Annotated in this window: 23 protein-coding genes, 1 tRNA gene and 1 pseudogene; 14 read left to right on the forward strand and 11 right to left on the reverse strand. The window is 50.6% G+C overall.

The annotated features are described in order from the left end of the window. Positions 1-286 precede the first annotated feature (286 nt). The 5 genes from ACZ25G_RS03875 (at position 287) to ACZ25G_RS03895 (ending at position 7430) form a co-directional block, all read left to right on the forward strand. Positions 287-586 (forward strand): hypothetical protein, encoded by a 300-nt coding sequence (locus ACZ25G_RS03875; protein ID WP_191482833.1) that lies wholly within the window; start codon positions 287-289, stop codon positions 584-586. 193 nt (positions 587-779) lie between these two features. Then, positions 780-1553, forward strand: coding sequence for a 23S rRNA (guanosine(2251)-2'-O)-methyltransferase RlmB (rlmB, locus tag ACZ25G_RS03880; RefSeq protein WP_463681607.1), 774 nt, complete (start codon positions 780-782; stop codon positions 1551-1553). A gap of 39 nt (positions 1554-1592) precedes the next feature. Then, a complete protein-coding gene (locus ACZ25G_RS03885; protein ID WP_463681608.1) occupies positions 1593-4037 on the forward strand; it encodes a hypothetical protein in 2445 nt (814 codons plus the stop codon). Between the two features lie 340 nt (positions 4038-4377). Continuing rightward, positions 4378-6450, forward strand: a complete 2073-nt coding sequence (locus tag ACZ25G_RS03890) for an elongation factor G (RefSeq protein WP_463681609.1) — start codon at positions 4378-4380, stop codon at positions 6448-6450. 236 nt (positions 6451-6686) lie between these two features. Next, the gene (locus ACZ25G_RS03895) at positions 6687-7430 is read left to right on the forward strand and encodes a putative ABC transporter permease (protein WP_463681610.1); all 744 of its coding nucleotides are present in this window, start codon (positions 6687-6689) and stop codon (positions 7428-7430) included. A 60-nt stretch (positions 7431-7490) separates the two neighbouring features. Here ACZ25G_RS03895 and ACZ25G_RS03900 read toward each other — a convergent pair whose 3' ends face one another. Both ACZ25G_RS03900 and ACZ25G_RS03905 read right to left on the reverse strand, forming a co-directional pair. Continuing rightward, the gene (locus ACZ25G_RS03900) at positions 7491-8921 is read right to left on the reverse strand and encodes a tetratricopeptide repeat protein (RefSeq protein ID WP_191482828.1); all 1431 of its coding nucleotides are present in this window, start codon (positions 8919-8921) and stop codon (positions 7491-7493) included. Between the two features lie 102 nt (positions 8922-9023). Continuing rightward, entirely contained in the window at positions 9024-10250 is a 1227-nt protein-coding gene (locus ACZ25G_RS03905) for an ROK family protein (protein ID WP_342681092.1), read from the reverse strand. 278 nt (positions 10251-10528) lie between these two features. Here ACZ25G_RS03905 and ACZ25G_RS03910 point away from each other — a divergent pair, with 278 nt between their 5' ends. After that, positions 10529-11536, forward strand: a complete 1008-nt coding sequence (locus tag ACZ25G_RS03910) for a Yip1 family protein (RefSeq protein WP_463681611.1) — start codon at positions 10529-10531, stop codon at positions 11534-11536. A gap of 53 nt (positions 11537-11589) precedes the next feature. Here ACZ25G_RS03910 and ACZ25G_RS03915 read toward each other — a convergent pair whose 3' ends face one another. Continuing rightward, a complete protein-coding gene (locus ACZ25G_RS03915; RefSeq protein WP_342681091.1) occupies positions 11590-13002 on the reverse strand; it encodes an L-fucose/L-arabinose isomerase family protein in 1413 nt (470 codons plus the stop codon). Between the two features lie 365 nt (positions 13003-13367). On the opposite strand from ACZ25G_RS03915, the gene ACZ25G_RS03920 reads away from it, so the two are divergent. The 4 genes from ACZ25G_RS03920 (at position 13368) to ACZ25G_RS03935 (ending at position 16239) form a co-directional block, all read left to right on the forward strand. Beyond that, on the forward strand, positions 13368-14372 hold the full coding sequence (locus ACZ25G_RS03920) for a dihydroxyacetone kinase subunit DhaK (protein ID WP_463681612.1): 1005 nt from the start codon (positions 13368-13370) through the stop codon (positions 14370-14372). An 81-nt stretch (positions 14373-14453) separates the two neighbouring features. After that, positions 14454-15098 (forward strand): dihydroxyacetone kinase subunit DhaL, encoded by a 645-nt coding sequence (gene dhaL, locus ACZ25G_RS03925; protein ID WP_191482899.1) that lies wholly within the window; start codon positions 14454-14456, stop codon positions 15096-15098. A 12-nt stretch (positions 15099-15110) separates the two neighbouring features. Next, on the forward strand, positions 15111-15566 hold the full coding sequence (locus ACZ25G_RS03930) for an RpiB/LacA/LacB family sugar-phosphate isomerase (RefSeq protein WP_191482898.1): 456 nt from the start codon (positions 15111-15113) through the stop codon (positions 15564-15566). A gap of 109 nt (positions 15567-15675) precedes the next feature. Next, positions 15676-16239, forward strand: a complete 564-nt coding sequence (locus ACZ25G_RS03935; protein WP_463681613.1) for a DUF1349 domain-containing protein — start codon at positions 15676-15678, stop codon at positions 16237-16239. Positions 16240-16322: 83 nt separating this feature from the next. Here ACZ25G_RS03935 and ACZ25G_RS03940 read toward each other — a convergent pair whose 3' ends face one another. The 4 genes from ACZ25G_RS03940 to ACZ25G_RS03955 all read right to left on the reverse strand — a co-directional run bounded on the left by ACZ25G_RS03940 (position 16323) and on the right by ACZ25G_RS03955 (position 18945). Next, on the reverse strand, positions 16323-16958 hold the full coding sequence (locus ACZ25G_RS03940) for a GNAT family N-acetyltransferase (protein WP_463681614.1): 636 nt from the start codon (positions 16956-16958) through the stop codon (positions 16323-16325). A 424-nt stretch (positions 16959-17382) separates the two neighbouring features. Continuing rightward, positions 17383-17473, reverse strand: a tRNA-Ser gene (locus ACZ25G_RS03945). A gap of 97 nt (positions 17474-17570) precedes the next feature. Beyond that, positions 17571-18551 carry a lipid II:glycine glycyltransferase FemX gene (locus tag ACZ25G_RS03950; RefSeq protein ID WP_463681615.1) on the reverse strand — a complete coding sequence of 327 codons (981 nt, stop codon included), beginning with the start codon at positions 18549-18551 and terminating at the stop codon, positions 17571-17573. 34 nt (positions 18552-18585) lie between these two features. Further along, complete coding sequence (locus ACZ25G_RS03955; RefSeq protein ID WP_463681616.1) at positions 18586-18945, reverse strand: hypothetical protein; 360 nt, start codon at positions 18943-18945, stop codon at positions 18586-18588. A 233-nt stretch (positions 18946-19178) separates the two neighbouring features. On the opposite strand from ACZ25G_RS03955, the gene ACZ25G_RS03960 reads away from it, so the two are divergent. Next, complete coding sequence (locus tag ACZ25G_RS03960) at positions 19179-19391, forward strand: helix-turn-helix domain-containing protein (RefSeq protein WP_191482894.1); 213 nt, start codon at positions 19179-19181, stop codon at positions 19389-19391. A 166-nt stretch (positions 19392-19557) separates the two neighbouring features. After that, positions 19558-20475: a polysaccharide deacetylase family protein gene (locus ACZ25G_RS03965; protein ID WP_463681617.1), complete on the forward strand. Its 918-nt coding sequence runs from the start codon at positions 19558-19560 to the stop codon at positions 20473-20475. Positions 20476-20586: 111 nt separating this feature from the next. Here the strand turns inward: ACZ25G_RS03965 and ACZ25G_RS03970 are convergent, their stop codons facing one another. Then, positions 20587-21078 carry a deaminase gene (locus ACZ25G_RS03970; RefSeq protein WP_191482892.1) on the reverse strand — a complete coding sequence of 164 codons (492 nt, stop codon included), beginning with the start codon at positions 21076-21078 and terminating at the stop codon, positions 20587-20589. A gap of 177 nt (positions 21079-21255) precedes the next feature. Here ACZ25G_RS03970 and rsmA point away from each other — a divergent pair, with 177 nt between their 5' ends. Together rsmA and ACZ25G_RS03980 are read left to right on the forward strand one after the other, a co-directional pair. Continuing rightward, a complete protein-coding gene (gene rsmA, locus ACZ25G_RS03975; protein ID WP_463681618.1) occupies positions 21256-22131 on the forward strand; it encodes a 16S rRNA (adenine(1518)-N(6)/adenine(1519)-N(6))-dimethyltransferase RsmA in 876 nt (291 codons plus the stop codon). A 28-nt stretch (positions 22132-22159) separates the two neighbouring features. Further along, positions 22160-22576, forward strand: coding sequence for a nuclear transport factor 2 family protein (locus ACZ25G_RS03980; protein ID WP_191509621.1), 417 nt, complete (start codon positions 22160-22162; stop codon positions 22574-22576). A gap of 28 nt (positions 22577-22604) precedes the next feature. Here the strand turns inward: ACZ25G_RS03980 and ACZ25G_RS03985 are convergent. From ACZ25G_RS03985 to ACZ25G_RS03995, 3 genes and pseudogenes are all read right to left on the reverse strand, one after another. Further along, positions 22605-22775: pseudogene (locus tag ACZ25G_RS03985) on the reverse strand (helix-turn-helix domain-containing protein); the annotation flags it as partial. Between the two features lie 149 nt (positions 22776-22924). Next, positions 22925-24112: a hypothetical protein gene (locus tag ACZ25G_RS03990; protein ID WP_463681619.1), complete on the reverse strand. Its 1188-nt coding sequence runs from the start codon at positions 24110-24112 to the stop codon at positions 22925-22927. A gap of 54 nt (positions 24113-24166) precedes the next feature. Further along, positions 24167-24695, reverse strand: a 529-nt coding sequence (locus ACZ25G_RS03995) for an HD domain-containing protein (RefSeq protein ID WP_463681620.1), incomplete at its 5' end; no start/stop codon positions are given.

Consider the following 24695-nt stretch of genomic DNA (forward strand, 5'->3'; position numbering starts at 1 on the left):
CGAAAGAAGATGTTGGGAATGAAAATGCGATGTAAATTTTCTTTCCACCATCCGCTTTCCACAAGTTCCACAAGGGGATTTTTTTGAAAATACCAGCATCTTTTCAGTCGCTTACCTAGCTTTTCCACATTTTCCACATGGTTTTCCACTGTTTTTTGTGGATTGTGGGAAGAAGGATAAAAAGAGGGGCACAGAGGATGATAAAATCCTGAATGGGAAACTGCATAGGCAGGAAAGAACTGGAGCAAAATAGAGGTAGATTTTATCCGGTAGGTCCGGGGAGAGGGTGGTAGAAATGCTCAAAGGAGTCAACAAAAAGGTGGTTGAGGTGGTCAATCCAGAAAATGAATGTTTTGAGCGGGTGATTTTTATCTTAAAGGACAGCGCGTCTCGGGAAAGTGAAGCCCATTTAGCCCAAAAAGCGGCAAAATACATCGATTTGGTGAAAAAAGAGGCGCCAGCAGCCATGGCCTGTACATTGCCGGTCCTTCCAAAGGCGCGCCGGTTTTCCAGGAAAAAACTGCTCCTCCTCGCCGCGATGATTCTGGTTATAGCCGGAATTCTATTGACCCTGCTTCTGCTGTAGACATGTATTTTTTGCAACAAAGGGGAGAATATGGGGAATTTTCGGTTTTTATTTGAGGCAACCTATGGTATAATATCCCCATATGGACAGTTTTACCCAAGCAGGGCAGAGGCTGGCCTGAACCCGGCCTGTAGGGGCGGAAAATGAAACTGTCCCGCCGTTTTCGGCGGTATGCAGGCGGTGGGAGGACATAATGGAAACAGCAGAGAAAAAACAGAGACAGCATCCTGACATAGTGGCCGGAAGGAACGCAGTTTTGGAGGCCCTTCGGTCAGGGAGGACGATTGACAAAATAGATATATTGGCAGGCGAGGGCAAAGGCAGTATCGGAAAGATTGCTGCTATGGCAAGACAGGCAGGCATCCCGATTCGGGAGACCAGCGCCCAGAAGCTGGATAAGCTCTGTCCCGGGGTCAACCACCAAGGGGTGGTAGCCTTTGTGGCTGCCCATGATTATGCCACCTTGGACGATATTTTTGCAAGGGCTCAGGACAAAGGGGAAGCGCCTTTCCTCCTCATTGCCGACGAGCTGGAGGATCCCCATAACTTGGGCGCCATCATCCGGACGGCGGAGGCCTGCGGTGCCCACGGAATCGTGATCCCGAAACGGCGCAGCGTGGGGCTGACCTCCACGGTGTACAAAACGGCGGCCGGCGCCTGTGAGTATCTGCCGGTGGCCCGGGTATCCAACCTGGCCTCTGCCATCGACGAGATGAAGCAGCGGGGCCTGTGGATTTATGGCGCCGATATGGACGGCGAGAACTGGTGCAGCCAGGACTATACCGGCGGTGTGGGATTGGTCATCGGTGCGGAAGGTTTCGGCATCAGCCGCTTGATCAAGGAAAAATGTGATTTTATTGTCAGCCTTCCTATGTGTGGGAAGATTTCTTCCCTCAACGCATCGGTGGCGGCAGGAATTTTGATGTACGAGGTGACGCGGCAGCGCCGGCATATTCCGGCGAAATAAGCGGCGATGAAGTTGTGATGGGAAGTGAAAGGGAATAAAATGGACAAAAAATACAGCGTAGACGATATCCTCAATGAGGTCAAAAGAAAACGAGAGCGGGAAGCGGTGGCGACGCCCACAAGGCCAGCAGAAAAGATGGCGGAGAAAGAGGCGTTTCATTTTGACGGGGAGGCTTTCGAGTCCGCCAAAGAGGAACCCGTTCCTCAAGAAGGGCCGGAGCCTTTACATCAGCCTCCCAAAGAACCAGAAGATGTAAAAAAAACGCCGGTGAGGGAGAAATCCCCTCGACAAGCTGCTATGGAGGATTTTACCTCCCGTTTTTCCCAGGAGTTTGTGCCACCAAAACCACAGGCCCATGTGAAGGTAGAAAACACGGAACCAGCTGCCCCTCAGGAGCCGGCTCCCCCAGCGATACATACCGCCGGGGAAGAGAAAAAGGAGGTTTCGTCGCCAGAAGGGAAGCGGGAATCATCGGCGGAGACTGCGGACGGATTTCACTTTGAGACCCCGGAGAAACCGGCATTTACCTCTTTCTTTACAGAGGATGAGGCTCAGAACCAACAGGCCCAGATTGGCTTTACCCGGGTGGTGGATGGAGAAAAGGTCCACACTATTGATGAAAAGGTCATTGAGCAGCATCAGGCGGTGCAGAAAAGCCGGGAGAAAAAAATCCAGGATTTCGTCTTGTTTTCCGATGAGGAGCCGGAGAACGACCCGGAGGAGGAATACCGGGATCCGGAACCACAGGAGGAAATTGACGACTATTATTCCAAAGAGGACAAGCCGTCGATCATCCATGATCTGAGCAATCTGCACACCTCACTTTTCATCCGCATCTGTGTGGTAGGGCTGATGTGCCTTTTCAGCGGCTATCTCACAGCGGCAGAGTCTTTGTCCCTGCCCATACCGGCGGCCATCAGTCCGGCTACCGCGCCGCAGATTTACGTAATCTGCCAACTGGCCCTGGTGCTGATCGGCGCTGTGATCTGTCACCAAACGGTAGGGGGAGGTATGATCTCCCTGCTGAAACTGCGGGCGGACAGTGACAGTTTGACGGCCCTAGCCACCCTGTCGGTGATTATCGGATGCGTGGCCACCGTCATTGCCCCTGAAAGTTTCGGCTCGTCCACGGTACACCTTTATCCCATCGTCGCCCTGTTGGGACTATTCTTTAACACCTTGGGCAAGCTGATGATTGTCCGAAGGGTGGCGGTCAACTTCCATATTGTCTCTGCCGACGGGGAAAAGTTCACCCTTTCCCGGGTGGAGGATGAAAACGTCGCCTTTGAGCTGACCCGGGGTATGGGGATTACCAAGCCCGATGCCGCTGTTTCGGTGAAAACCCATTTCCTCTCCAACTTCCTGGAGTATTCCTATTGTGAGGATGTCACCGACAATGTCAGCCGCATTTTGGCACCCATCAGCCTGATCGGCGCCCTGGTGGTTTCCATCTCCTGCTATTTCTTGGATAAGAGCGTGTTTGAGTGCATCACCATCTTTAGCTCTATCCTTTGCATCTGTGCCCCATTTACCGCCATGCTTATTGCGAATCTGCCTCTTTATAAAGCGGCGAAACGGCTCTCAAAAGAGGGTGGTATGGTCTCGGGGTACCGGGCCATCGAGGAGTTTTCTGATATCAACGCTGTAGTGGTTTCCGCCAGCGACCTATTCCCCAAAGGCTCTGTCATGCTCCATGGGATCAAGACCTTTGGCCAGCGCCGCATTGACGAAGCTATTCTGGACGCGGCCAGCGTGGTGTGCTCCTGTGAGACTACATTGGCGGACATCTTTTTGCAGGTCATTGAGGGAAAACAGGATATCCTTAAGCCGGTGGACTCTGTGGTCTATGAGGATGGGATGGGACTTTCTGCCTGGGTGGATTCCAAACGGGTGCTCATCGGCAACCGGGAGTTGATGCTCAACCACGGTGTGGATATCCCTTCCAAAGATTATGAGGAGCGCTATGCCAAGGACGGCCGAGAAATCCTGTATCTCTCCAATTCCGGGGAGCTGACGGCCATGTTTATCCTCAGCTATAATCCTTTAGAGCATATCCGGGATGCGGTGGATGAGCTGGTAGAAAGCAATATGGTGCTTTTGGTGACCACCAATGATCCGAACATAACGGCTCAAAAGATATCCTCCCTTTTTGGTGTTGGCATCGAATATGTGAGCATTCTTTCCACCCGCCTGCGGGAGGATTTACGGGATATGCAGAAGGTGAAGGCAAAGACGCCGGCCTCCATTGCTTTTGCCGGCAAGTTTTCTGTGTTGACCGATACGCTGTCATCTCTGTTTGCCATCCGCAGTTCCATCAATATGGGGCTCATTATCCAAACAGTGGCGGTGGTTATCGGCTATGGCCTTTCGGTATTCTTCGCCTACTTTGGCGGCATGGCCCAACTCAGCGTACTGTCCGTCCTAGTTTATCAGGTGTTCTGGCTTATTGCTGTATTCATCCTCAACATTGTCAAAAAAGTATAAGGTGCAGAGGCCTCCGCAAAGACGCTTGCGGAGGCCTCTTTAATACGTGGGCTGAGACACCCTTATTCTCATAAAATTGGTTTTAGTAATCTCAACAGCGGGAATTTCTACATTATGCACAAGGGTGTGGAAACGTTTTTGGCAGGACAGAACAGCTTTTTTGCAAAATTTCGATTGATTAATCGGTCAACCTTGTGTATAATATACACGATAAGTCTGAATTATGCGGAGTAATTTTATCGAATTTAGACAATAAATCTTCGCCGCTCTTGTACGTATAGCTTTTTTTCGGAGAGCTTTGCCGGTAAAACAGAGCAAAAGTGGAAAGGAGAGACTTATATTGAAACAGTATACTGCTGACAGGATCAAAAACATAGCCTTGGCAGGCCATGGTAGCGCAGGAAAAACTTCGCTGGCAGAGGCACTGCTGTATCAGGCAGGTGCAACAGACCGCTTGGGCAAGATCGAGGATGGAAACACTGTTTCCGACTTTGATCCTGAGGAGATCAAAAGAAAAGCTTCCGTATCCACCTCCATTCTGCCCATTGAGCACGATGGATATAAAATCAATATCATCGATACTCCGGGACTGTTTGATTTTGCCGGCGGTTTCTATGAAGGCGTACGGGCGGCTGAAAGCGTAGTCATCGCCATTTCCGGAAAATCCGGCGTGGCGGTTGGCTCTGAAAAAGCTTACAAGCTGGCTGTGGAACAGGGCAAATCCGCCATGTTCTTTGTGGGGAAACTGGATCGGGAAAGCGCCGATTTCTATAAGGTGCTGGAGGAGCTCAAGGCGAGTTTTGGACCTGCCGTTTGCCCGCTGGTAGTTCCCTATGTGCGCAACCAAAAGGTTCTGTGCTATGTGGACCTGGTGGACATGAAGGCATATGAATATGAAAACGGAAAGGCAAAGGAAATCCCCATGCCGGAAATTGGACATCGGCTGGAAGGCTTGGTTGCGGCTATTTCTGAGGCGGTTGCCGAGACGGATGAGGCCCTTTTCGATAAATATTTTTCCGGCGAACAATTTACCCCAGAGGAGATGCATCGGGGCATTGCCAACGGTATCAAATCTGGCACCATCGCGCCGGTTTACTGCGGTTCCAGCCTGACCCTGGAGGGCATCGATTTAATGCTTGACGGCATGGCGAAACTGCTGCCCTCCGCCAAAGACAAGGCCGGAGAAATCGCAGTGGATGCAAACGAGGAGCCTGTGGAAATTGAATGCGACGAAAACGCGCCTTTGGCGGCCTATGTGTTTAAAACAGTGGCAGACCCCTTCGTGGGCAAACTGTCTTATTTTAAAGTTGTTTCGGGCAAACTATCTCCCGAGGTGGCTCCTGTCAATGCCCGTACCGGACAACCGGAACGCCTGGGCAAGATGCTCTGCGTCCGCGGCAAAAAACAGGAGGAAGTCAAGTATATCGGCGCCGGCGACATCGGCGCAGTGACCAAACTGAGCGAGACCAAGACAGGGGATACCCTCTGTGATCCCAAACAGGTGGTTTCCTTTGAAAAAACCAATTTCCCGGCGCCTACCTTATCCATGGCCATCAAAGCAAAGGCTAAGGGAGATGAGGGCAAGATTGCCCAAGGCATTGCAAGGCTGATGGAGGAAGATATGACCATTGCCTTTGAGCAGAACAACGAAACCCATCAGCAGGTGCTCACCGGCTTAGGAGAGCAGCATCTGGATGTTATCATTTCCAAGCTGAAAGCCAAGTTTGGCGTGGATGCCAGCTTGACACGTCCTCGGGTTGCTTACCGGGAGACCATCCGCAAGAAGGTCAAGGTGGAAGGCAAACACAAGAAACAGACCGGTGGTCATGGACAGTACGGCCATGTCTGGATCGGATTTGAGCCGTATGATGGCGATGATCTTCTCTTTGAAGAAAAGGTATTTGGTGGATCTGTACCTAAGGGCTTCTTCCCGGCAGTAGAAAAGGGGCTGCGGGACTGCATCAAGAAGGGTACTTTGGCTGGATATCCCATGGTAGGGCTGAAAGCTACCTTGTTAGACGGTTCCTATCACCCGGTAGATTCCTCCGAAATGGCCTTTAAGATGGCGGCTACCCTGGCCTATAAAGCAGGTATTCCTCAGGCAAGCCCTGTCATTCTGGAGCCTATCGGCACACTGAAGGCTCAGGTGCCGGACACCAATACCGGCGATATCATCGGCGAACTCAATAAGCGCCGGGGCCGTGTACTGGGCATGAACCCGCTGGGCGACGGCATGCAGGAAGTGGAGGCAGAGGTCCCCATGTCCGAGATGTTCGATTTCACCACAGTGCTTCGCTCCATGACACAGGGAAGAGGAAGCTTTAGCCTGACCTTTGCCCGGTATGAGCAGCTGCCAAATCAGCTGGAAGCTGCGGTTATCGAGGAAGCAAAGGCCAACGAGGAAGAAGAATAGTCTTTAGTAATCCTTTACATAAAAGGGCGGGGACGATTCAACACCCCGCCCTTTTATTATGGCCAAAGAGGTATGCCGAGGCTAGTTTTCTATTCATATTTTCAAAGTTTTTCGAATACATTCGAAAATCGTAGAAAAAACTTAATTTTTTTTCGGCTGGGAGTATGATATAATGAGGCACGTTCCAGAAGAACTTCGAATAGAAACTAGATGGATGGGGAGTTGTAGAGGGGATTATGGAAAAACAAGAGAAAAAACAGGAACCGGCGGAAAGGGCCCTCTTGCAAGAGGATAGGCCTTTTGCCGCGGGCCTTCACTTCTATAAATTGTTTTGGATTTTCCTCATTGGCTGTGTTGTCGGCTATGTGGTGGAAATGTTTTGGTGCTATATCAAAATGGGGTATTTTGAAAGCCGTCAGGGCTTGGTTTACGGACCCTTTAGCCCTGTATATGGCTTTGGCGCCGTGCTTTTCACCTTGTTGATGTGCTGGCTGCGCAAGGCCAGTGGCATTCTGATTTTTACCATCAGCGCGATCAGCGGGGCGTTTTTTGAGTTTTTCTGTTCTTTTTTTCAGGAGAATGTTTTTGGCACCCTTTCCTGGGAATACAGCAATTCCCCCTTTAACCTAGCGGGAAGGACCAATTTAAAGTATGCGGTTTACTGGGGCATTTTGGGATTTGTCTTTATCCGGCATACCCTTCCCTGGATTAGCCGCCTCATTGAAAAAATACCGAAGAAGGTTGGCGTGCCGCTGACCAACGTACTCATTGTGCTTATGGCGGTGGATATTATCATCTCTGCGGCGGCGGTCAAGCAGTGGTCGAACCGGCAGCTGGGGGTGGAATCCCAAAGTAACGTGGTGACCACCTTTCTCAACACCCATTTCCCCGATGAGCGGATGGAGGAGATTTATCCCAACATGAAACTGCCGGAAGAGCACCGGCAGGAGAACTCCCACGAAACCACAGAAAACGAATAAAAAAACCGGCAGGATTTAAATCCTGCCGGTTTTTTTATTCGTTGGTTTCTGTTTTTATCCTTAGCCATTTTGGGAGTATCCCAAAAAGATGGTGGCAAAGGAAAGCTCATCGTCTAGGAAGTAATACTTGACGGCTTCACCGTTTTCTGGGAGATAAACCAGGGTATCGTATTCATTTTCTGCGGCGGCTGTTTCAGGAGCGCCAAGAGCGTTTAAGGTCTCGTTATAGGTGGCCTCTTTTCCAATCCCCAGCACAGTATAGTTGACATCCTGATCGAAATAGACGGTCATGTTGGTGATCCTTCCGTTTTGGGTGGAGACGATCAGGCCGTTGTAGGTATAGGTAGCGCTTTGCAGCTCAACCTCGTTGCCATCGGCATCCGTATAGGTGTCAGAGGTATTCTCCTGGTTATAAAGCTGGCCAAATTGCTCGCTGTAGTCGTCATAATTCCCGAGAAAAGCGTCGGACAGATCAAAGGGAGGCTCTGAAACAGGGGGAGGGGTGGTCGTGGTCTCAGGAGGCGGGGTTGTTGTGGTTTCCGCCGGCGTAGTGGCATCAGCCTCCCCAGTAGTATCCAACTCTGCTAAGGCAGTCTGCAACCGCTCATCCTGGGTTTGCTCATAACCTGCCTGGAGGAGTTCTGCCGCTCTCGCCGAATCGCCCATATTGACATAGCAGTCAGCCAGCCTTAACATGGCGTCCACATTGTCCGGTTCCGCGTCTAGGATATCGAGGAGCAGCTCGGAGGCTCCTTCGTATTCCCCTTGGTCCATCAAAAGGATCGCCTGGGTATAGAGTTCCGACGTATCCACATTGGACCGGGTCCAGAAAAAGATGCCCAGTCCAACAGCGGCCACCAGAATGATACATAGCAGGGCAATCCAGCCCCGTTTTTTCTTTCCGCCTTTTTTGGAAGTCCCTTTGCCTCTGGCTTGAGAAGCTTTTGGGGGAGTAGACCGGCGGGCACTGCCGGATGAAGAACTCCGGGACCGATTGGAGGTGCCCCCTATTCCGTCGGAGTCATAGCTGACATATGGCTTTTGAAAGCCGCTGAAGTCATCCGCCTCGTCAAAGGAAGAAAACCCTTGGCTTGAGGAAGAAGATCTGGGAGGCTGAAAAGAAAAATCGTCTTCATCGTCTAAAAAAGATTGGTATGGTTTGGAAGACGCCTGCGGGAAATCCCCAAAGTCAGGGCCTTGCCGGGAACTGGCGTTGGAATGGAAAGAGAATGTTTCGCCATCAGACGCCGGCTCTGATGGTTCCTCCGGCTGAAAATGAAAGCCGTCCTGGGCATTGGTCTGGCGGTTGCCAGGATCAAAAGAGAAGCCGTCCACCGGCTTTCGGGATGTAGTACTGGGATCAGGGCGGGAAGCTGTATTCCCAGCGGGAGCAGCTCCTTCCCGGGATGCACGGACAACCTTGGCGCCGCATTCACTGCAAAATGACGCCGAATCAGGAAGCTTGGCGCCGCAGTTACTGCAATATGGCATGTGGATTCCTCCATTTCAATCATATCAATTATATTCAAAGGGGAAACGGGACATAGCTTCCCGTTCCCGATAACAACGTGGATCGTTCGTCTTATCTTGGTGTCACTGCCGAATAGGGAGAGATGATTCGCTTTCCACAGCGTTTTGATAGATTTTATCGCTGAACAGAAGAGCGGCACCGATAGCGGCAGCTTCTGAGCCAAAGGTGGAAACCTCAATGGGATGTTTAGCGTTTTTCCAGCATTTGAAGTCCACAAAGCGCTTCATCTTGGATAAAAAAACATCCTGATAATTCATCAGATCGCCGCCGAGGATAATGAGTTCGGGATTGAAGATATTGACCACATTGGCGATGGCGATCCCCAAATAGGTGGCGGCATCGTCAAAAATACCTAGGATGAATTCGTCGGCTCCCCGGGCAGCTTTGGCAATGGTGGCGAGATTGAGACGGTCTCCCTGAGCAAGGAGCGTTTCCAGCACAGGGGCGCGGCCCATCTTCAGCCCTTCCCGGGATTTGCGCAGGATTGTCTCACAGGAAGCATAGGTCTCTAAACAGCCGTAGTTGCCGCAGGAACAACGGGGACCATCGGGGTTCATGGTAATATGCCCGAATTGACCGGCACTCCCGTTGAGTCCACGATAAATTTTTCCATCAAAAATAATGCTCATACCAATTCCCATAGAGAGACGGATAAACATAAAGTTGTTTACGTTCTGGGCAAGGCCCATGTAGCGCTCTGTCAAGGCCATGCAGTTGGGGTCGTGTTCAATCATGACCTCAATACCGAATTCCTCCTCCAAAATCTGCTTGACAGGAACTTGAGAGAAGTCTTCAAAGTGAGGGACAAAGACAGAAATACCATTTTGAATATCAATATCCCCCGGCATAGCCAGCCCAATACCCTTGATTTTCTTTTTGTCGTCTACCGATGCGATAAGCTGTGAGATCATCAGTTTGATTTTGGTAAGGATATTGGTTCTATTGGGGGAAAACATTTCCTCCCGCACCTGTTTGATGACCCGGCATTTCAAATCGATGAGAGCGGCGGTCAGTCCGGAAAGGTTGACATCTACACCGATGATAAAATTGTCGGTGTTACTGATATCCAACAGGCAGGGCGTACGGCCTACCATCGATTCATTGCTCTTGATTTCCACAATCAGCTTTTTAGAAATCAGCTCCAGGGCGATGGTGGAAATACTGCCCCAACTCAGCCCTGTGTGCTGCTGGATTTCCTTTTTTGTAATGGGCCCATGTTTTCGGATACATTCGAATAACGCCAGTGTATTGGTGCTGCGCATGGAGTTGTGTTTTACAACCTTTGTCATTTCCCTCTCTCTTTTCTCTATAGCAATAAGTTAGAACAGAGTTACCGTTAAAATCATAGCATATACCGGCATAAAATACAATATTTTTGATGTAAATTTTAAGTTTATATCTATTTCTGACGATATTTGTATCATGTTATAAAGATAAAAAGCAAAATCAGTCACTTTTTCCAAGAGAAATATATCTGCCGATTCTTGAAAGATGGAGGCGATTATGGTAAAGTAAAGACAAAGAGAACACCGGGTTCTGTACCCGGTTTGTGAGGAGGAGACGACAGATGCCCTATTGTACGAATTGTGGGAAACCTCTGATGGAGGGAGAGATCTGTAGCTGCCAGCAGCCAGCACAGCCGCCGGTGATGACAGCCCAAAAGGAAGAACCGGTTTCTTCTCCGTCGGCAGATGAAATGGGGCAAGCCCCCCAGAACCAATATGATGCACCTGAGCAAACGCCTTATGAGGAATACTATGGAACACCTTCAGACGGCCAACAGTCTCAGCAAGGGCCTTCCTATGGCGGACCGCAGGGAGAAGGATATGGCTATAGCGGCGGCAATGGCCAGCCTGCTGGGCAGCCGTTGTATCCTGGACAGATGCCGCCCCAACAAACCTATCAACCCCGTCAACCGGGAAAGGCGGGAATTTTCTTCCGCAATGTGGGTAACCTGATTAGCGCATTCTTTAAAAAACCCAGTGATATGGTTAAGGCTGCCACTGAGCATCAGGACGTGGGGATGGGCTTTTTCTTTGCTGGTGTCAACGCCCTGTTTGTCGCCCTGTTTTTGGGGGTATTTGTCAGCCGATTGGGAGCGATCATAGCGGATCTCATGGGAGCTGGTCTGGGCTCCTTTATGGGGATTGGTATGAGCCTGCCTTTCTTCCCCTTCTTCCTGTGTGGGCTGGTGATGGCAGTGATCGGTTATTTCCTGCTATGCGGTTTGACCTTCCTTATGGGGAAAATTTGCAAATCACAGGTTAACTTTAAAGGTGTCCTGGCAGCCATGGGCGTGTCCACCTTCCCGGCTACCATCTGTATCCTGCTGGCCACCATTCTGGCGCTGCTCATCCCTGATTGGTCCCTGTATATCTCCATTGCGGCGCTGGCATTTTGGATGATGAACTCCTACCACGCAGCCCGGATTGCCATCCAGGCGGATGACAATAAGACCTATTTCCTCTACCCGTTGGCGTTCATCATTATGTTTATTATTACCTCCTACATCACCTTCAAACTGTTAGGTTGGGCGATTCTGCAAATTTCCTTTACAAGTTCTGGTCTTTGGTAATCAAAACAAAAAACCCGGCAACTACAGTTGCCGGGTTTTTTATATGATAACAGTTATTCTCCCAGGACTTCGACGTCGATGTCCAGCATCTTGCAGATGGTTTTCAGCTCTTCCACATGGTCGCCATAAACGGCATGGCAGTGGTTGGCGTCGAACTTCTGAATAAAGATTTCATGGTCGAAAGGCAGCTTCGCAAAGACATGGGGCCACTCTTCGGTGGTCTCCTTCATCTTTTCCCGGGGCAGGGTGACAAACTCTGCGGGAATGATGGTCATGCGATAGCGGTCCTTATACCGGTTGAGGCGGGCAATGGTGGCCTGTCCAGGAGCGGTCATGCAGTTGACATGGCAACCGCCGCCGGGATACAGATCCAGGCATGGATACAGGGTGACGTTTTTCAGATTTTCCTTGTAGTCATCGGAACGTCCTGCATAGTAGGTGGACTCGGAACCGCAGTTGCAGAAGACCATGACGTCATAATCTGCGTCGTAATGACGGACATCCATAAAGAGGACGGGATCCTCGGTGAGCAGTTTGAGAATCTGCATGGTCAGCGCCGCATCGGAATCGGCCTCACAGGCCATAACGGTGGGCTCTTTGGGTCCATTCCAGTCATAGGGGTCGTTCATGAAAGCGGCGGTGAGACATTGGGTGCAGACATGCTTGCTCATTTCATAATGACATTTCACACCGATAAAATCAAAGTTATAGTGGTCGCGGATCATCTTGGTGGCTTCATAATGGCGGATCTGCGTCTTGAGTTTTTCAGGGGTCAGACGATTGCCGTCATATTTGATCTCTGCCACATTGTCGGTGAGCCACTGGAAGGCCTTTTCCACTGTCTCCTCAGGGACCTCCTCGGCCAGCCGGATGATTTCGGACTGATCCACGTGCTCGATGTCGATGCCGAACTTATCCTGCCACTGCTGCATGCTGACGGTGGCGGAATACATCCCCAGGCTCCGTCCGCCGATCAGGCCGTAGGTGGAACCCTTCAAGCGGTTAACCACCCGGGCGCACTTGGCAAAGGTGATGAGCTTTTGGAGGATGGCAGGATCTTTGACGTCCCCAGCAGTACGGAAGTGCTCAATACCCAGGTGATGGAGGGCGCCTCCCGCAGCCAGCATGGCAACCATGCCCGGCCAGTCGGGTTTAAAGCCGGCCACCAGCATATAAGGGCCCTTGCCAAATTTGGCGGCAATCGCGGAGAAATTGGGGAAGGCGAAAACGCCATAGGAAAAGATCATGCCATCCACATTCTGGGCGACCATCTTCTGTGCCTCTTCCTTGGCCACCTCTACGGAATTGACAATCCGCTCGCCCAGGACAAGCTCTACCTCTCCGGAATCCCGCAGGGCATCTACCACATAGTTGTACTCCCGTTCTACAATGGGCTTGAGCAGCTCAAAGGCATCGGGATCACCGTCGGAAAACGCGAGAACACCAATTTTGGGTTTGGAAATCATTGTGTTACCTCCTTATGTAATTTGGTTTTGGTTGCCTATAATCGAGGGAATGGGCCTTGGCAATTTCACGGAAAGAACAAAGTGGATTTGGTGCTTCCCGCTAAAAAAGATTGTCAAGAATTTGTAAACTTGTACTTACATACACTGTCTACTCCCAAAACTTATTATAAAACATTAAATCGAAATTGACAATTGTTATCTGATAAACTATAATAATTTCATGGAATATCTGAAAAAAATCCGCACTATTTGGCGAATTGTCCAGAAATAGCGGACAGCTTGACCAGACTGCGGAAATATGAAAAAACGGAGCTGTTTGAAGCTTCCCGCCCCTTGGAATTAAAATCGAATGGAGGTTTTTCATCGTGCAAAAGATCATCAACAATCCGCAGACCGTGGTGGATGAAATGATCGAGGGCGTTGCCAAGGCGATGCCGGACACCCTTGCCACCACCAAAAACAAGAGGGTTCTCAAATATAAAAATGCGCCCCAAAAGGGCCGCGTCGGTATCGTGACCGGCGGCGGTAGCGGACATAAACCCGCCTTTGTGGGCTATGTGGGCAAAAATATGGTGGATGCTGTGGCTATGGGTGAGCTTTTTTCCTCCCCGCCCGCAAAGATGTTCTACGACGCCTTTGTGGCAGCTGACGGCGGCGCTGGCGTTGCCTGTTTATATGGCAACTATGCCGGCGACAACATGAATGTCAAGATGGCCATTGAGATGGCGGAGGACGATGACATTGTGGTTAAGACCGTGGTTGCCAACGACGACGTCCCCTCCGCGCCCAAGGACAGGAGAGAAACCCGCCGCGGAGTTGCCGGTGAAATCCTCATGTGGAAGGTAGGCGGAGCCAAAGCTGCTATGGGAGCCGACCTGGACGGTGTTATCGCGGCCGCCCAGAAGGCTATTGATAACACCCGCAGCATGGGCATTGGCCTTGCTCCCTGTACCATTCCAGAGGTGGGACATCCCAACTTCACCATCGAGCCAGGCACCATGGAAGTGGGCATCGGCCATCACGGTGAGCCGGGCATCGCGGTGAAGCCTCTGGCCACCGCCAAAGAAATGGCCAAGGAGATGGTGGATACCATCGTTCCTGATCTTCCCTTTGCCAGCGGCGATGAGGTGGTAGTGCTGGTTTCCGGTTTGGGTTCTACACCGTTGTTGGAGCAGTATATTTTCTTTAACAATATGGAGGAAGAGCTTACCGCCCGGGGAATCAAGATCTATAAATCCTATGTAGGAAATTACTTCACCTCCCTGGAGATGAATGGCATTACCCTTTCCCTGATGAAATTGGACGATGAGCTGAAAGAGTGCATCGATATGGAATGCAGCTGCATGGGACTGACCCAGCTTCCCAAATAAAGGAATATATGTTGAAGTCTTACCCATGTGATCCCACATGGGTAAGACTTATGTCACAACCGATCAAGGAGGAATGCTACCATGGCAAGCAGTTTTAAAAACGAAGACGGCGCAAAGATCGTCTACGACATGATCCAGGCGATTCAGGACAATAAACAATACCTTAGCGATATTGACGGCCTTATTGGCGATGGAGACCACGGTATTAACATGAACAAGGGTTTCACCATGTGCAAAGAGGCCCTGGATCAGGAGCCGGGCAATATGTCCGCCAGCCTGAAAACCCTTTCCAATGTGTTGATGGAGGATATCGGCGGTTCTATGGGCCCTCTGTATGGCTGTATTTTCCGTGCCATGTTCCGTGCCAGCAAGGGCAAGGAAGACATTGACAAAGATGTTTTCAAAGAGATGATTACAAAAGCGGAAGAAGGAATCCGCAATATCGGCGGTGCCGAGGTGGGGGACAAGACCCTGCTGGATACTGTGGCTCCGGCTGCGGCTGCTTACTGCGCGGCGGTGGACGGCGGCGACGATTTTGCCACAGCGCTGACCAAGATGAAGGCGGCGGCAGAAGCAGGCCGGGATTCCACCAAGGATTTGGTGGCCAAGAAGGGCCGGGCCAGCCGTCTGGGCGAGCGTTCCCGCGGGGTGCTGGACGCAGGCGCTACATCCTGCTGCCTGCTACTGTGCACCATTGCAGATTCCATCATTTCCCTGTTGCAATAGGAGGTAACGAGCATGAGACTGGTCATAGATTGCGACGATGCGGCTGAAAACCTGAAACAGGCACTGTATGAGCACGCCAAAGCATTAGGTTACGAAATCGATGATTTGGCCTACCAGAAGACCCATGACTGCGACTATCCCGATGTGGCCTTTAATCTGGCCCGGAAGGTGGCAGCTGGAGAGTATGACCGGGGAATTCTGGTCTGCGGTACCGGCTTGGGAGTGGCCATGTGCGCCAACAAGGTCCAGGGCGCCTATGCAGGGACCTGCCACGATGTGTTTTCTGCGGAAAGACTGAAAAAGAGCAACGATGCCAACATCATCACCATGGGCGAGAGAGTCATTGGTGTAGAGCATGCCAAGAAGGTGCTGGAGGCTTTCCTGGACGCCAAAGAGTTCCAGACAAAGAGTCAGCGCAAGGTAGACCGCATGCGTGAGTTGGAAGCGGAAAGCTTCGGGAAAAAATAAAAATCACGGCGGATCAGAGATGAAAACATCCGGTGGGTTTACTTCCGCCGGATGTTTTTGACTCTATATGTGAGAATATCCGTGTTGCTGAGAAAGAAGGAGAGATCAAATGGATCAGTGGATCAACGAAAGCAGGGCAGAGGCTGTCCAAGGGGGCGTCTCTATCACAGCGCGGGAAAAGACAGATCTTTTTGCACCGCTGGATGGCGGAGAGGTGGTACACAGTGCTTCTATCTATTACCAGGAGGTAGAGGGTGATTGCGTCATTCAGGCGAAGGCAGCCATGTCGCCTCATAATAAATACGACGGTGCGGGGCTTATCTTGTATGGGGATGAGCGCCATTGGGTCAAAGGCTGCCTGGAAGTGGTGGACAATGGCAGGACAGCAGCCATCAGTGTAGTGACCAATGGCGTTTCGGATGATGCCATCGGCCCTTATGTAGATAGAGAATCCATTTGGTTGAAAATAGCCCGAAAAGGGAATGATTTTGCGACGTTTTTCTCTCTGGATGGGAAAAGCTTTGACCTCATCCGCTTTTGCCATGTCCCAATGGGGCAGAAGATCAAAGCGGGTCTGGTCGCTCAGGCCCCGCTGGGAGAAGGAGGCAACCGGGACTTTTCGGAGATACAGGTGGAGGAGCGTACCGTAGAAAATCTGCGGACAGGGGAATAAGCCACCCGGGGAAAAGATCCCGTAGATAGGTAGAAACAGAGGCCGTTAAAAAAACGGCCTCTTTTTCTATACTTGATTGAGAACTAGAAGATTAGAGAGTGGCTATGGATATAAAATTCTTCCTGGCTGGGCTGATATTTTTTTTCGAGTTGTTCTAGTCCTTCATCATAGCGCTGGGCTTCTTTCTCATCGATATCAAAAACAGGGCTTTGATGATAGACCCATTTCCTCCCATCCAAAGCCCCTGGACGGAGTTCTTTTACCAACATAGATGCCGGGAAGGTTCCGTCCTCAAGGCAAATATTATACTTTTTACAGCTTTTAAAGCCTCGGTTTACATAATTGGCTGGATTCCCAAAGATGACGATGGCGTCGTATCCGAGAGCAGACGCTTTCTCGAAGGAATATTCCATCAGTTTTTTTCCGTAGCCCTTTCGCTGATATTCCGGCAGGATGCTGATAGGCCCAAAGGTAAGGATACTCTTTTCGTTCCCGTCTTCATCGATGAGTTTTGCTTTGGTATACATCATATTGCCAATGATCTGCTGGTCTAATTCCATGACCAGATCTAATTCTGGAAGAAAATCTTGGTGGTCTCGCATGATGTGCACCAAATAGTGCTCCATACATCCTGGAACATAAAGGTTCCAGAATGCTTTTCGTGTCATGTCTTCCACCTGTTTATAGTCTGCCTGTGTTTCATTTCTTATGGTAATCATATTTTGGCTAATACCTCCTGTATGTGAGCATCTCCGTTTTTCTTCAGATCGTTCGTCTTGGGGGCAGGGCCTGAGACATTGAATTTGCATGGAGTATCTTTATTATTTTCTTAATCTATATCATAAAAAAGGGGGAAAGTAAAGAAGAAAATCTATGGGTAATATTCATAGATGTGAAAATAAAGACCTGCGGTCGCGAATTGCTGACCGCAGGTCTGTCCGGCTGTTACGAAATCGATAACCGCTACAAACTCGAGCGAAAAGGCAAAAAACCTGAGCCACATGAAAAAGACATTTTCGGCGTGAGGGCGCTTACAGCCGGGCAGGTGAGCCAAGCGTGCCCTTTTGCGGAAAAGGAGGAGCAAGGGAGCGGGCGCAAAAAAAAGAAAAATCCAGAAACCCGTATGGTTACTGGATTTTTCGATGGCGGAGACGGTGGGATTCGAACCCACGTGCCTATCTCTAGACAAAACGATTTCGAGTCGTTCTCGTTACGACCACTTCGATACGTCTCCATGGTAATGGAAGTGGTTTATATTATACCAAATGTACGAATAAAATTCAACCAGAAATCGCCCTGCCTATTAACTTAAAGGCAGGGCGACACTAATATTATTTATGTAATGCGTGGAGCTGACTGGCCATCTTCCGATGAAGACCGCCCAACAATGTAAAGGCTCGATGCACGCTGGGCCGAAGCACATAATCAAAATCCCCAACCAGCTTTTCAATCCGGCCATTAAAAGATTTCTTGAACTGATAGATGCCGTAATAGCTGCTTTGGGGATCATCATGAAAGGGGATCCCCTGGAAATCGTAGGTATGGCATCTTGTTTCTATGGCCCATTGAATCATTTCCCACTGCATCAAATAATTGGGCATTACATTGCGATGCTCGTTAGAGGAGGCACCGTAGAGATAACAGGTTTTTCCGCCATAATTGATAGCAATGGCTCCCGAGATCGCCTGGCCATCGTAGTAACAGAGATACAGCCGTCCATTCAGTTGCATGCTATCCAAAATACGCTCAAAGTACGCCTGAGGCCGAGGGACAAAGCCATCCCGTTGGGCGGTAATTTCATAGAGACGGTAAAACTCCCCAATATGAGATTTGTCCTGGACCAAGCATTGGACACCGTGACGCATAGCCAACCGAATATTATATCGGCATTTACTGTGAAGGCTACTAAAGATTTCTTCCGCAGTTTTTCCAGTTAAATCCAAGACATAGTTGATCCTAGTCTGTACAGTGGTCAAATCCTTTTGATCGGGCTGGTAGCGAAATCCTAAATTGGTAAAAAGGGCAATCAACGCTTCATCGGTCTCTTCTGCATAGGGATCGATTTTCAGCAAAAAGGCATTGTGCTTTTTGGCCACCATCTGGATCCCTGTCATGAGATCCTCTAAAACCTCCGGTGCATCAGGGGAACATAAAGGTCCTCTCGGCGCATAGAGAATGCTGGCACCTAGTAGTGGAATCCGCTTGGATAAGAGCATGACAGAGCCCACAATCTTCTGGGTATCCCGATCACGGCTCACAATGATGGAACAACCCCAGTTGGACTTGACTTTAGCCCATTTGTAAGATTGCATGAAGGTCCCCATAGGATGATGTATGACAAAATCTTCATATTCCATGAGATTTCTGGGATCGAGAAATTCCAAGGTGTGCATCCCCTTTCGGTTGATGTAAATGGAAAGAAGTAGGTATGTTCATCCGATCTATCCCAAAACTAATGTTCTGCTGGGGAAAGGACAAGCCTTGGCTATTTTGGGAAAAGGATGGAATACTATTGAGATCGTTCTGTGACATTAGAAAAAATAAACGGACGGCAGCCATACTCGCTGCAGCCAGACAGCAAAGAGCGATGAATAGGGACACAACAGTAAAGGAGACAGCCAATATCCTGCGGAGCATTTGTTTGTTTAGAGACTTTGGGTTACAGGGAAAAGGACGAATTTCTCTCAAGTTTTTCTGTGTTTCCATATTCGCCCCTCCTTTTGGTAGATCAACTGTCAATTATAGGGGAAGGACGTCGTTTGCGTTGATTTTTTAATTATTTGGTCTACGATCGTCGTCTTGTTTAGTCTACACCTGTCGTCCTAAAAAGTCAATACTTTCCCCATGGATATTATAGTCCATATTTGGATAATATTCAATAGATGGAGCATATTTTATACTGATACTATAATGACTGTCACCGGGAGGCTGGTGGTGCAATGATTGTATATACACCGTTGTGGAAAACCATGAAGGAGAAAAATGTCACCACTTATACCCTGATCTCGAAATTCGGCATGAGCAGCCATACCGTTCACCGTCTGCGACATAATATGGGAATATCCACCCAGCTGATTAACGACCTATGCAGGATTCTCGACTGCCGGGTGGAGGATATTCTCCTCTATCAGCCTGACATTGATAAAAAATAAACGGCATTCACCGATTGATCTCGGGGGATGCCGTTGTTTCTTAAGGGGAAGGCTCTTTTTGCCTTGTCCGGCAGTAATGATTGCAGCTTCCCTGCAATATATTAGAAGCAGACCCGTCTGCATCTGGATATCCTTCGCGGAGCAGACGAAAAGGGAGGCGGGCAAGATGATCTTCCCCAAAGTCATCCGGCTCCGACGCCGGGCGCTGGTAGCGGTTCTGGTGGTCATGGGCGGCATTTTTTTGGCGGGAGTTGCGGCGCTGCTGCATACTCCGGCGGCAGTATCCTCTTCGGCGGAGGGGGGAGAAGCTCCGGTGGAGCTGCCCATTTTGATGTACCATCATGTCCTGAAATACGGCCAGCAGTTGGGCGCTTACACCATTACCCCGACGGAGTTTGAAAAGGACCTGCAGTATATCCAAAGCCATGGTTATACCACCATTGACACCGATGACCTCATCGGATATGTCTATCATGGGAAATCCCTTCCGGAAAAGCCCATTATGATTACCTTTGACGACGGCTACTACTCCAACTATTTTTATGCCTATCCGCTGCTCAAGAAATACAATATGAAGGCGGTGATCTCCATTATCGGTAAATACACCGATCTTTACAGCGAGAGGGGAGACCTGCATGTCAACTATTCCCATCTCAACTGGGATCAGCTGCTCTCTATGGAGAACACGGGAACGGCCGATATCCAAAACCACACCTATGATCTGCACACTACCGACCAGGGCCGCAAGGGGTGCAAGAAAAACTGGGGGGAAGGGGCTGAGGAATATAAGGCCATGCTCCGGGCGGATGTGGGAAAGCTGTCCGACCGGATTCGGGAGATGCTGGGCAAAGAGGCCACCTTTTTTGCCTATCCCTTCGGCTTCTATTGTGAAGAAACAGATGAGGTTCTCAAGGAGATGGGCTTTCTTGGCACCTTTTCTTCCGAGGAGGGGATCAATTATCTGACACGGGAACCAGACCAGCTGTTTCACCTTAAGCGCAACAACCGTCCCCACGACCTGACCAGCGAGGATTTTTTCGAAAGGGTGGGGAAACACCGGAAAAAGGATTCCAAATCCGCCTAAAAAGGAGCCGCCGGCATTTTGCCGGTGGCTCCTATACAATATTGTGCAGACAAAGGACAATTAGGATTTTTGCGCAAAAAAGAGACGCCCCAAAAGAGACGTCTCTCAGAATTAATAGCCGCGTTTTCCTTCTAGGGATTCGTCGTTCATGACCCACTCGTCATAAACATATGTGACCCGGAAATCCTCCGGAGTATCCCGGACCACCACGGTGCTGATACCGGCATTGATAATCATCCGCTTGCACATGGCACAGGGATTGGCCTCCTTGACCAGCTCCTTGGTGGCGTAGTCCCGGCCCACCAGATAGAGGGTGCTGCCGATCATATCCGCCCGGGAGGCGGAGATAATGGCGTTTGCCTCTGCGTGGACCGACCGACATAGCTCATACCGCTCCCCCCGGGGGATTCCTAGCTTTTCTCGGGTACAATAGCCCAGGTCACAACAGTTTTTCCGGCCCCGAGGGGCTCCCACATAGCCGGTGGAGATAATCTCGTCGTTTTTTACAATGATGGCGCCGAAATTCCTTCTGAGGCAGGTACCCCGTTCCAGCACCGTTTGGGCAATGTCCAGATAATAGTTGATTTTATCGCGTCGATTCATAGGTTTGCGCCTCCCCTGGGCTTTTTCTTTTATTGTAGTTGATTTGCCGGGGCGTTGCAATGGATTTTCCAGAATTTCATGAAATCCGGGAGAGTTTTGTCATAATCTACGAAACTATGCTATAATAGCTCTATGAAATCAGGGCATCAGCCCGGCGACTATGGGGGACCGCACTTTATGAGCAAGCTTTCCAATATCGGCACCATCAAGGACATTCTCAACCGTTATGGTTTTACCTTTTCCAAGGCCCTGGGGCAGAACTTCCTCATCAATCCCTCTGTCTGCCCTAGGATTGCCGAGCTGGGGGGAGCTAGGCCAGGCGCCGGCGTCATTGAGATTGGCTCCGGCATTGGGGTGCTCACCGAAGAGTTGGCACAGCGGGCGGATAAGGTGGTCTGCATCGAGCTGGATAGCCGGTTGATGCCGGTGCTGGATGAGACCCTGGCCGGGTATCGCAACATCAAGATCATCAATGAGGACGTCCTCAAGGTGGATCTCCGAAAGCTCATCGCCGACGAATTTGCCGGTATGGAGGTGGCTGTCTGCGCCAACCTCCCCTATTACATCACCTCCCCCATCATCATGTCCCTGCTGGAGCAGCGCCTTCCCATCTCCTCGATCACCGTTATGGTACAGAAGGAGGCGGCGGTGCGCATCTGCGCCAAACCCGGCAGCCGGGAATGTGGGGCGCTGAGCCTGGCGGTGTCCTATTACAGTGAGCCGAAGCAGCTGTTTTCTGTCTCCCGAGGCAGCTTTATGCCCGCCCCGGAAGTGGACTCCGCTGTCATCCGGCTGGATGTGCGGAAGGAGCCTCCCATCCAGGTGAAGAGTGAGGATGTTCTGTTCCGGGTCATCCGGGCCGGGTTTTCCCAGCGGAGAAAAACCATCTGCAACTGCTTGGCTTCGGGGCTGGGGATATCCAAGGAGAAAGCGGCTCAGGCCTTGGAAGAAGCCAAAGTCAGCCCCCAGGCCCGGGCGGAAAAGCTGACCCTGGAGGAGTTTGGCCGGCTGGCGGACTGCCTGCGGGCTGAGCTTTCCGAAAAGGAGTTATAATACTTTAATCCGGCAAAGGAGAAAACAGATGGAAGGACGGGAAGAGATCATCCGGCGCTGGTTTGCCATGTGGCTGGAGGGAAAAGATCAGGGAATTCGGGAGATTTTCGCGGAGGACTGCGTCTATGTGGAGAGCTGGGGCCCTATCTACCACGGTGTGCAGGCGGTGGAGCACTGGTTTTCCGAGTGGAATACCCGGGGCAAGGTTGTGACCTGGGAGATCCGGCAGTTTTTCCACCAAGGGGATCAGACGGTGGTGGAATGGTACTTTCAGGACCAGATGGAGGACGGACGGGCCGAGAATTTTGACGGAGTCTCCCTGATCCGATGGGAGAAGGACGGGAAGATCGGGGCGTTGAAGGAATTTGGCTGTAAACTCCCACACTATGACCCCTATGAAACGGGAGAAAAGGCCCAGCTGCAAAATGAGGATATGTGGACTTAAAAAAGCCACCGCTTAAACGGTGGCTTTTTTAATGAAATTTCAATAAAAGTTTGGGGTCAATTTCCAACGCTTTGGCAATGGCCGGCAGGGTGTGCAGAGAAAATTTTATCCCCATGTCATAAGCTTCGATATGGATTAAATGGGTCCTGCTTATGGGAACCTTTTCCGCTAATTTTTCTTGAGAAAGCCCCTTCAATTTACGATAATACGCAACATTTCATCCGATTTGCCGGATCATCTCTTCGATTTCCATGCTAGTCTCCCCCCATATTTAATAGTTTAATATGTATAGGAAGTGATTTGATAACGGAGATGATCTGCGCCCTCACACTTATCGAATTTTATGTGTTATGACGCAGAGGAGCGGTATTTGAAAATCAGCACCACCACAGCCGCCGAGGCAAGGACGATATAGATGACGCTGCACAGGATGAACAGGAAGTTGTTGGACTTTTGTTCTCCCTCCGCCTGGGCCGCAGGCAGAGCCGCCTCGTCGGAGAGGATGAGCTTCATCTGGTTTTCACCGCTGCCGCTGGTCAGAACCTGAGAGGAAGAACTTTGGGAGCCGTTGCCATTATAGTAATTGTTGGTGATGGTGAAATACTGGGTTACCCTGTCGCCGGAGGTGGTCCGGCTGGAGGCGGAGGACTGATTGGTCAGATAAATGCCTTCCACATTGTAGATGGGATCCTTTTCCTTTTCCTCTTCAGGGAGGGGATCGCCCCAGTTGAGGTATTCCCCTTCGAAATCTACCCGGGCCAGCCGCAGCCGATTTCTGTGCCGGTTGGCAATGCTGCCGCCGTCACCGGTAGGGATTTCCTCGGCGTAGTTCATCTGCAGCCCGATGTACCGGGTACCGCTGGGGATGGGAAGATAAAGGGTGCAGTAATAATAGGTCAGGGCAGATTCAGCTTTTAGGGACATCTGGCAGAAGGTAAAGTCGTAATCGATGGGATGGTAGCTCTCGTCGTCATCAGAGACTAAAACCTCCAGAAAGCTGTTGGTCAAGGTGTCTTTGATCTGGGAGAGAAAGGCGTCCTCATCGGGCAGAGGACAAAATACCCCGGCTCCATCCACCGCCATGTAGAGCAGATATCCTTGATCCGGCGTGTTGAGGTAGAGGTTCCCATCCACAGGGCTGTAGGAAACGGGGAGGGTACCGTCCAAGTCGATATGTCCCTCCTCATCAGAAGCGGAGGAGGCCAGCACATAATTGCCGTCTTCATTCTTTACAGCCAGCGGACAGGTAGGGGTATAAAAAGAGACGGTCAGCCGGTCCACGCCGGAAATGTGATAGACTGCGCTGGGCGCGCCACCGGTAAAATCGGCAGTGAGCACAGTTTTGTCCGGCGCATCAGGCCATCCAACTTCCTCCCCAAAGTCGGGATTTGTAATGCTCCAATTTTGGTAGGTGATAAATTCTGTGTTTTCGGCGCTTACACAATCGTCGAAAAATGTCGAAGATGCCGCTGCAAAAAGACTCGTCGCCAGGGCGAGCAACGCCGCGGCGGCGAGTGTTCCCAATCTTTTCTTCATCTGTCATCCATCCATGTTGTCTTGCGCGGGGAATTCCCGCTTTTTTCATTTCGGTCAGAGCAGCCGCACACCGTTGATGGAAAGCTCAAAGGTTACCTTCAGAAATTCCGCCGCCTTTTTGCATAAAAGCATCCGGTTCAGGAAAATCTCAAAATAGTCCATCACCGCGCAGATAGAGGTGTCAATGCTAATATCCAGGCTGACGGTCTTTCGGGCGCCGTCAATGGTAAAGCTGGAATCCTCTACGGCGTAGTTGACCCTGTCGTGGATATCGAAGGTCAGCATATCCCGGTTGCGGACCCGAGAGCGGCGCACATCGGTCTTATCGGCTAGGATCAGCGCCGCGGCTACGGCGTTCACTGGAACCGCCGTTCCCTCGTCATGGTTGCCGATGGCGGTGATGATGGTGGCGATTTCTTCCGGGGGCATCTCCATGTGATCCAGGATCCGGAAGGCCATAACGGCGCCGCTCTGGGCATGATCCACCCGATTGATGAGATTCCCAATATCGTGCATATAGCCGGCGATTTCCGCAAGCTCTGCCATGCGTTTTTCGTCACCCAGAGCCAGAAGGATATCCCTG

The sequence above is a fragment of the Zongyangia sp. genome (assembly GCF_965361945.1).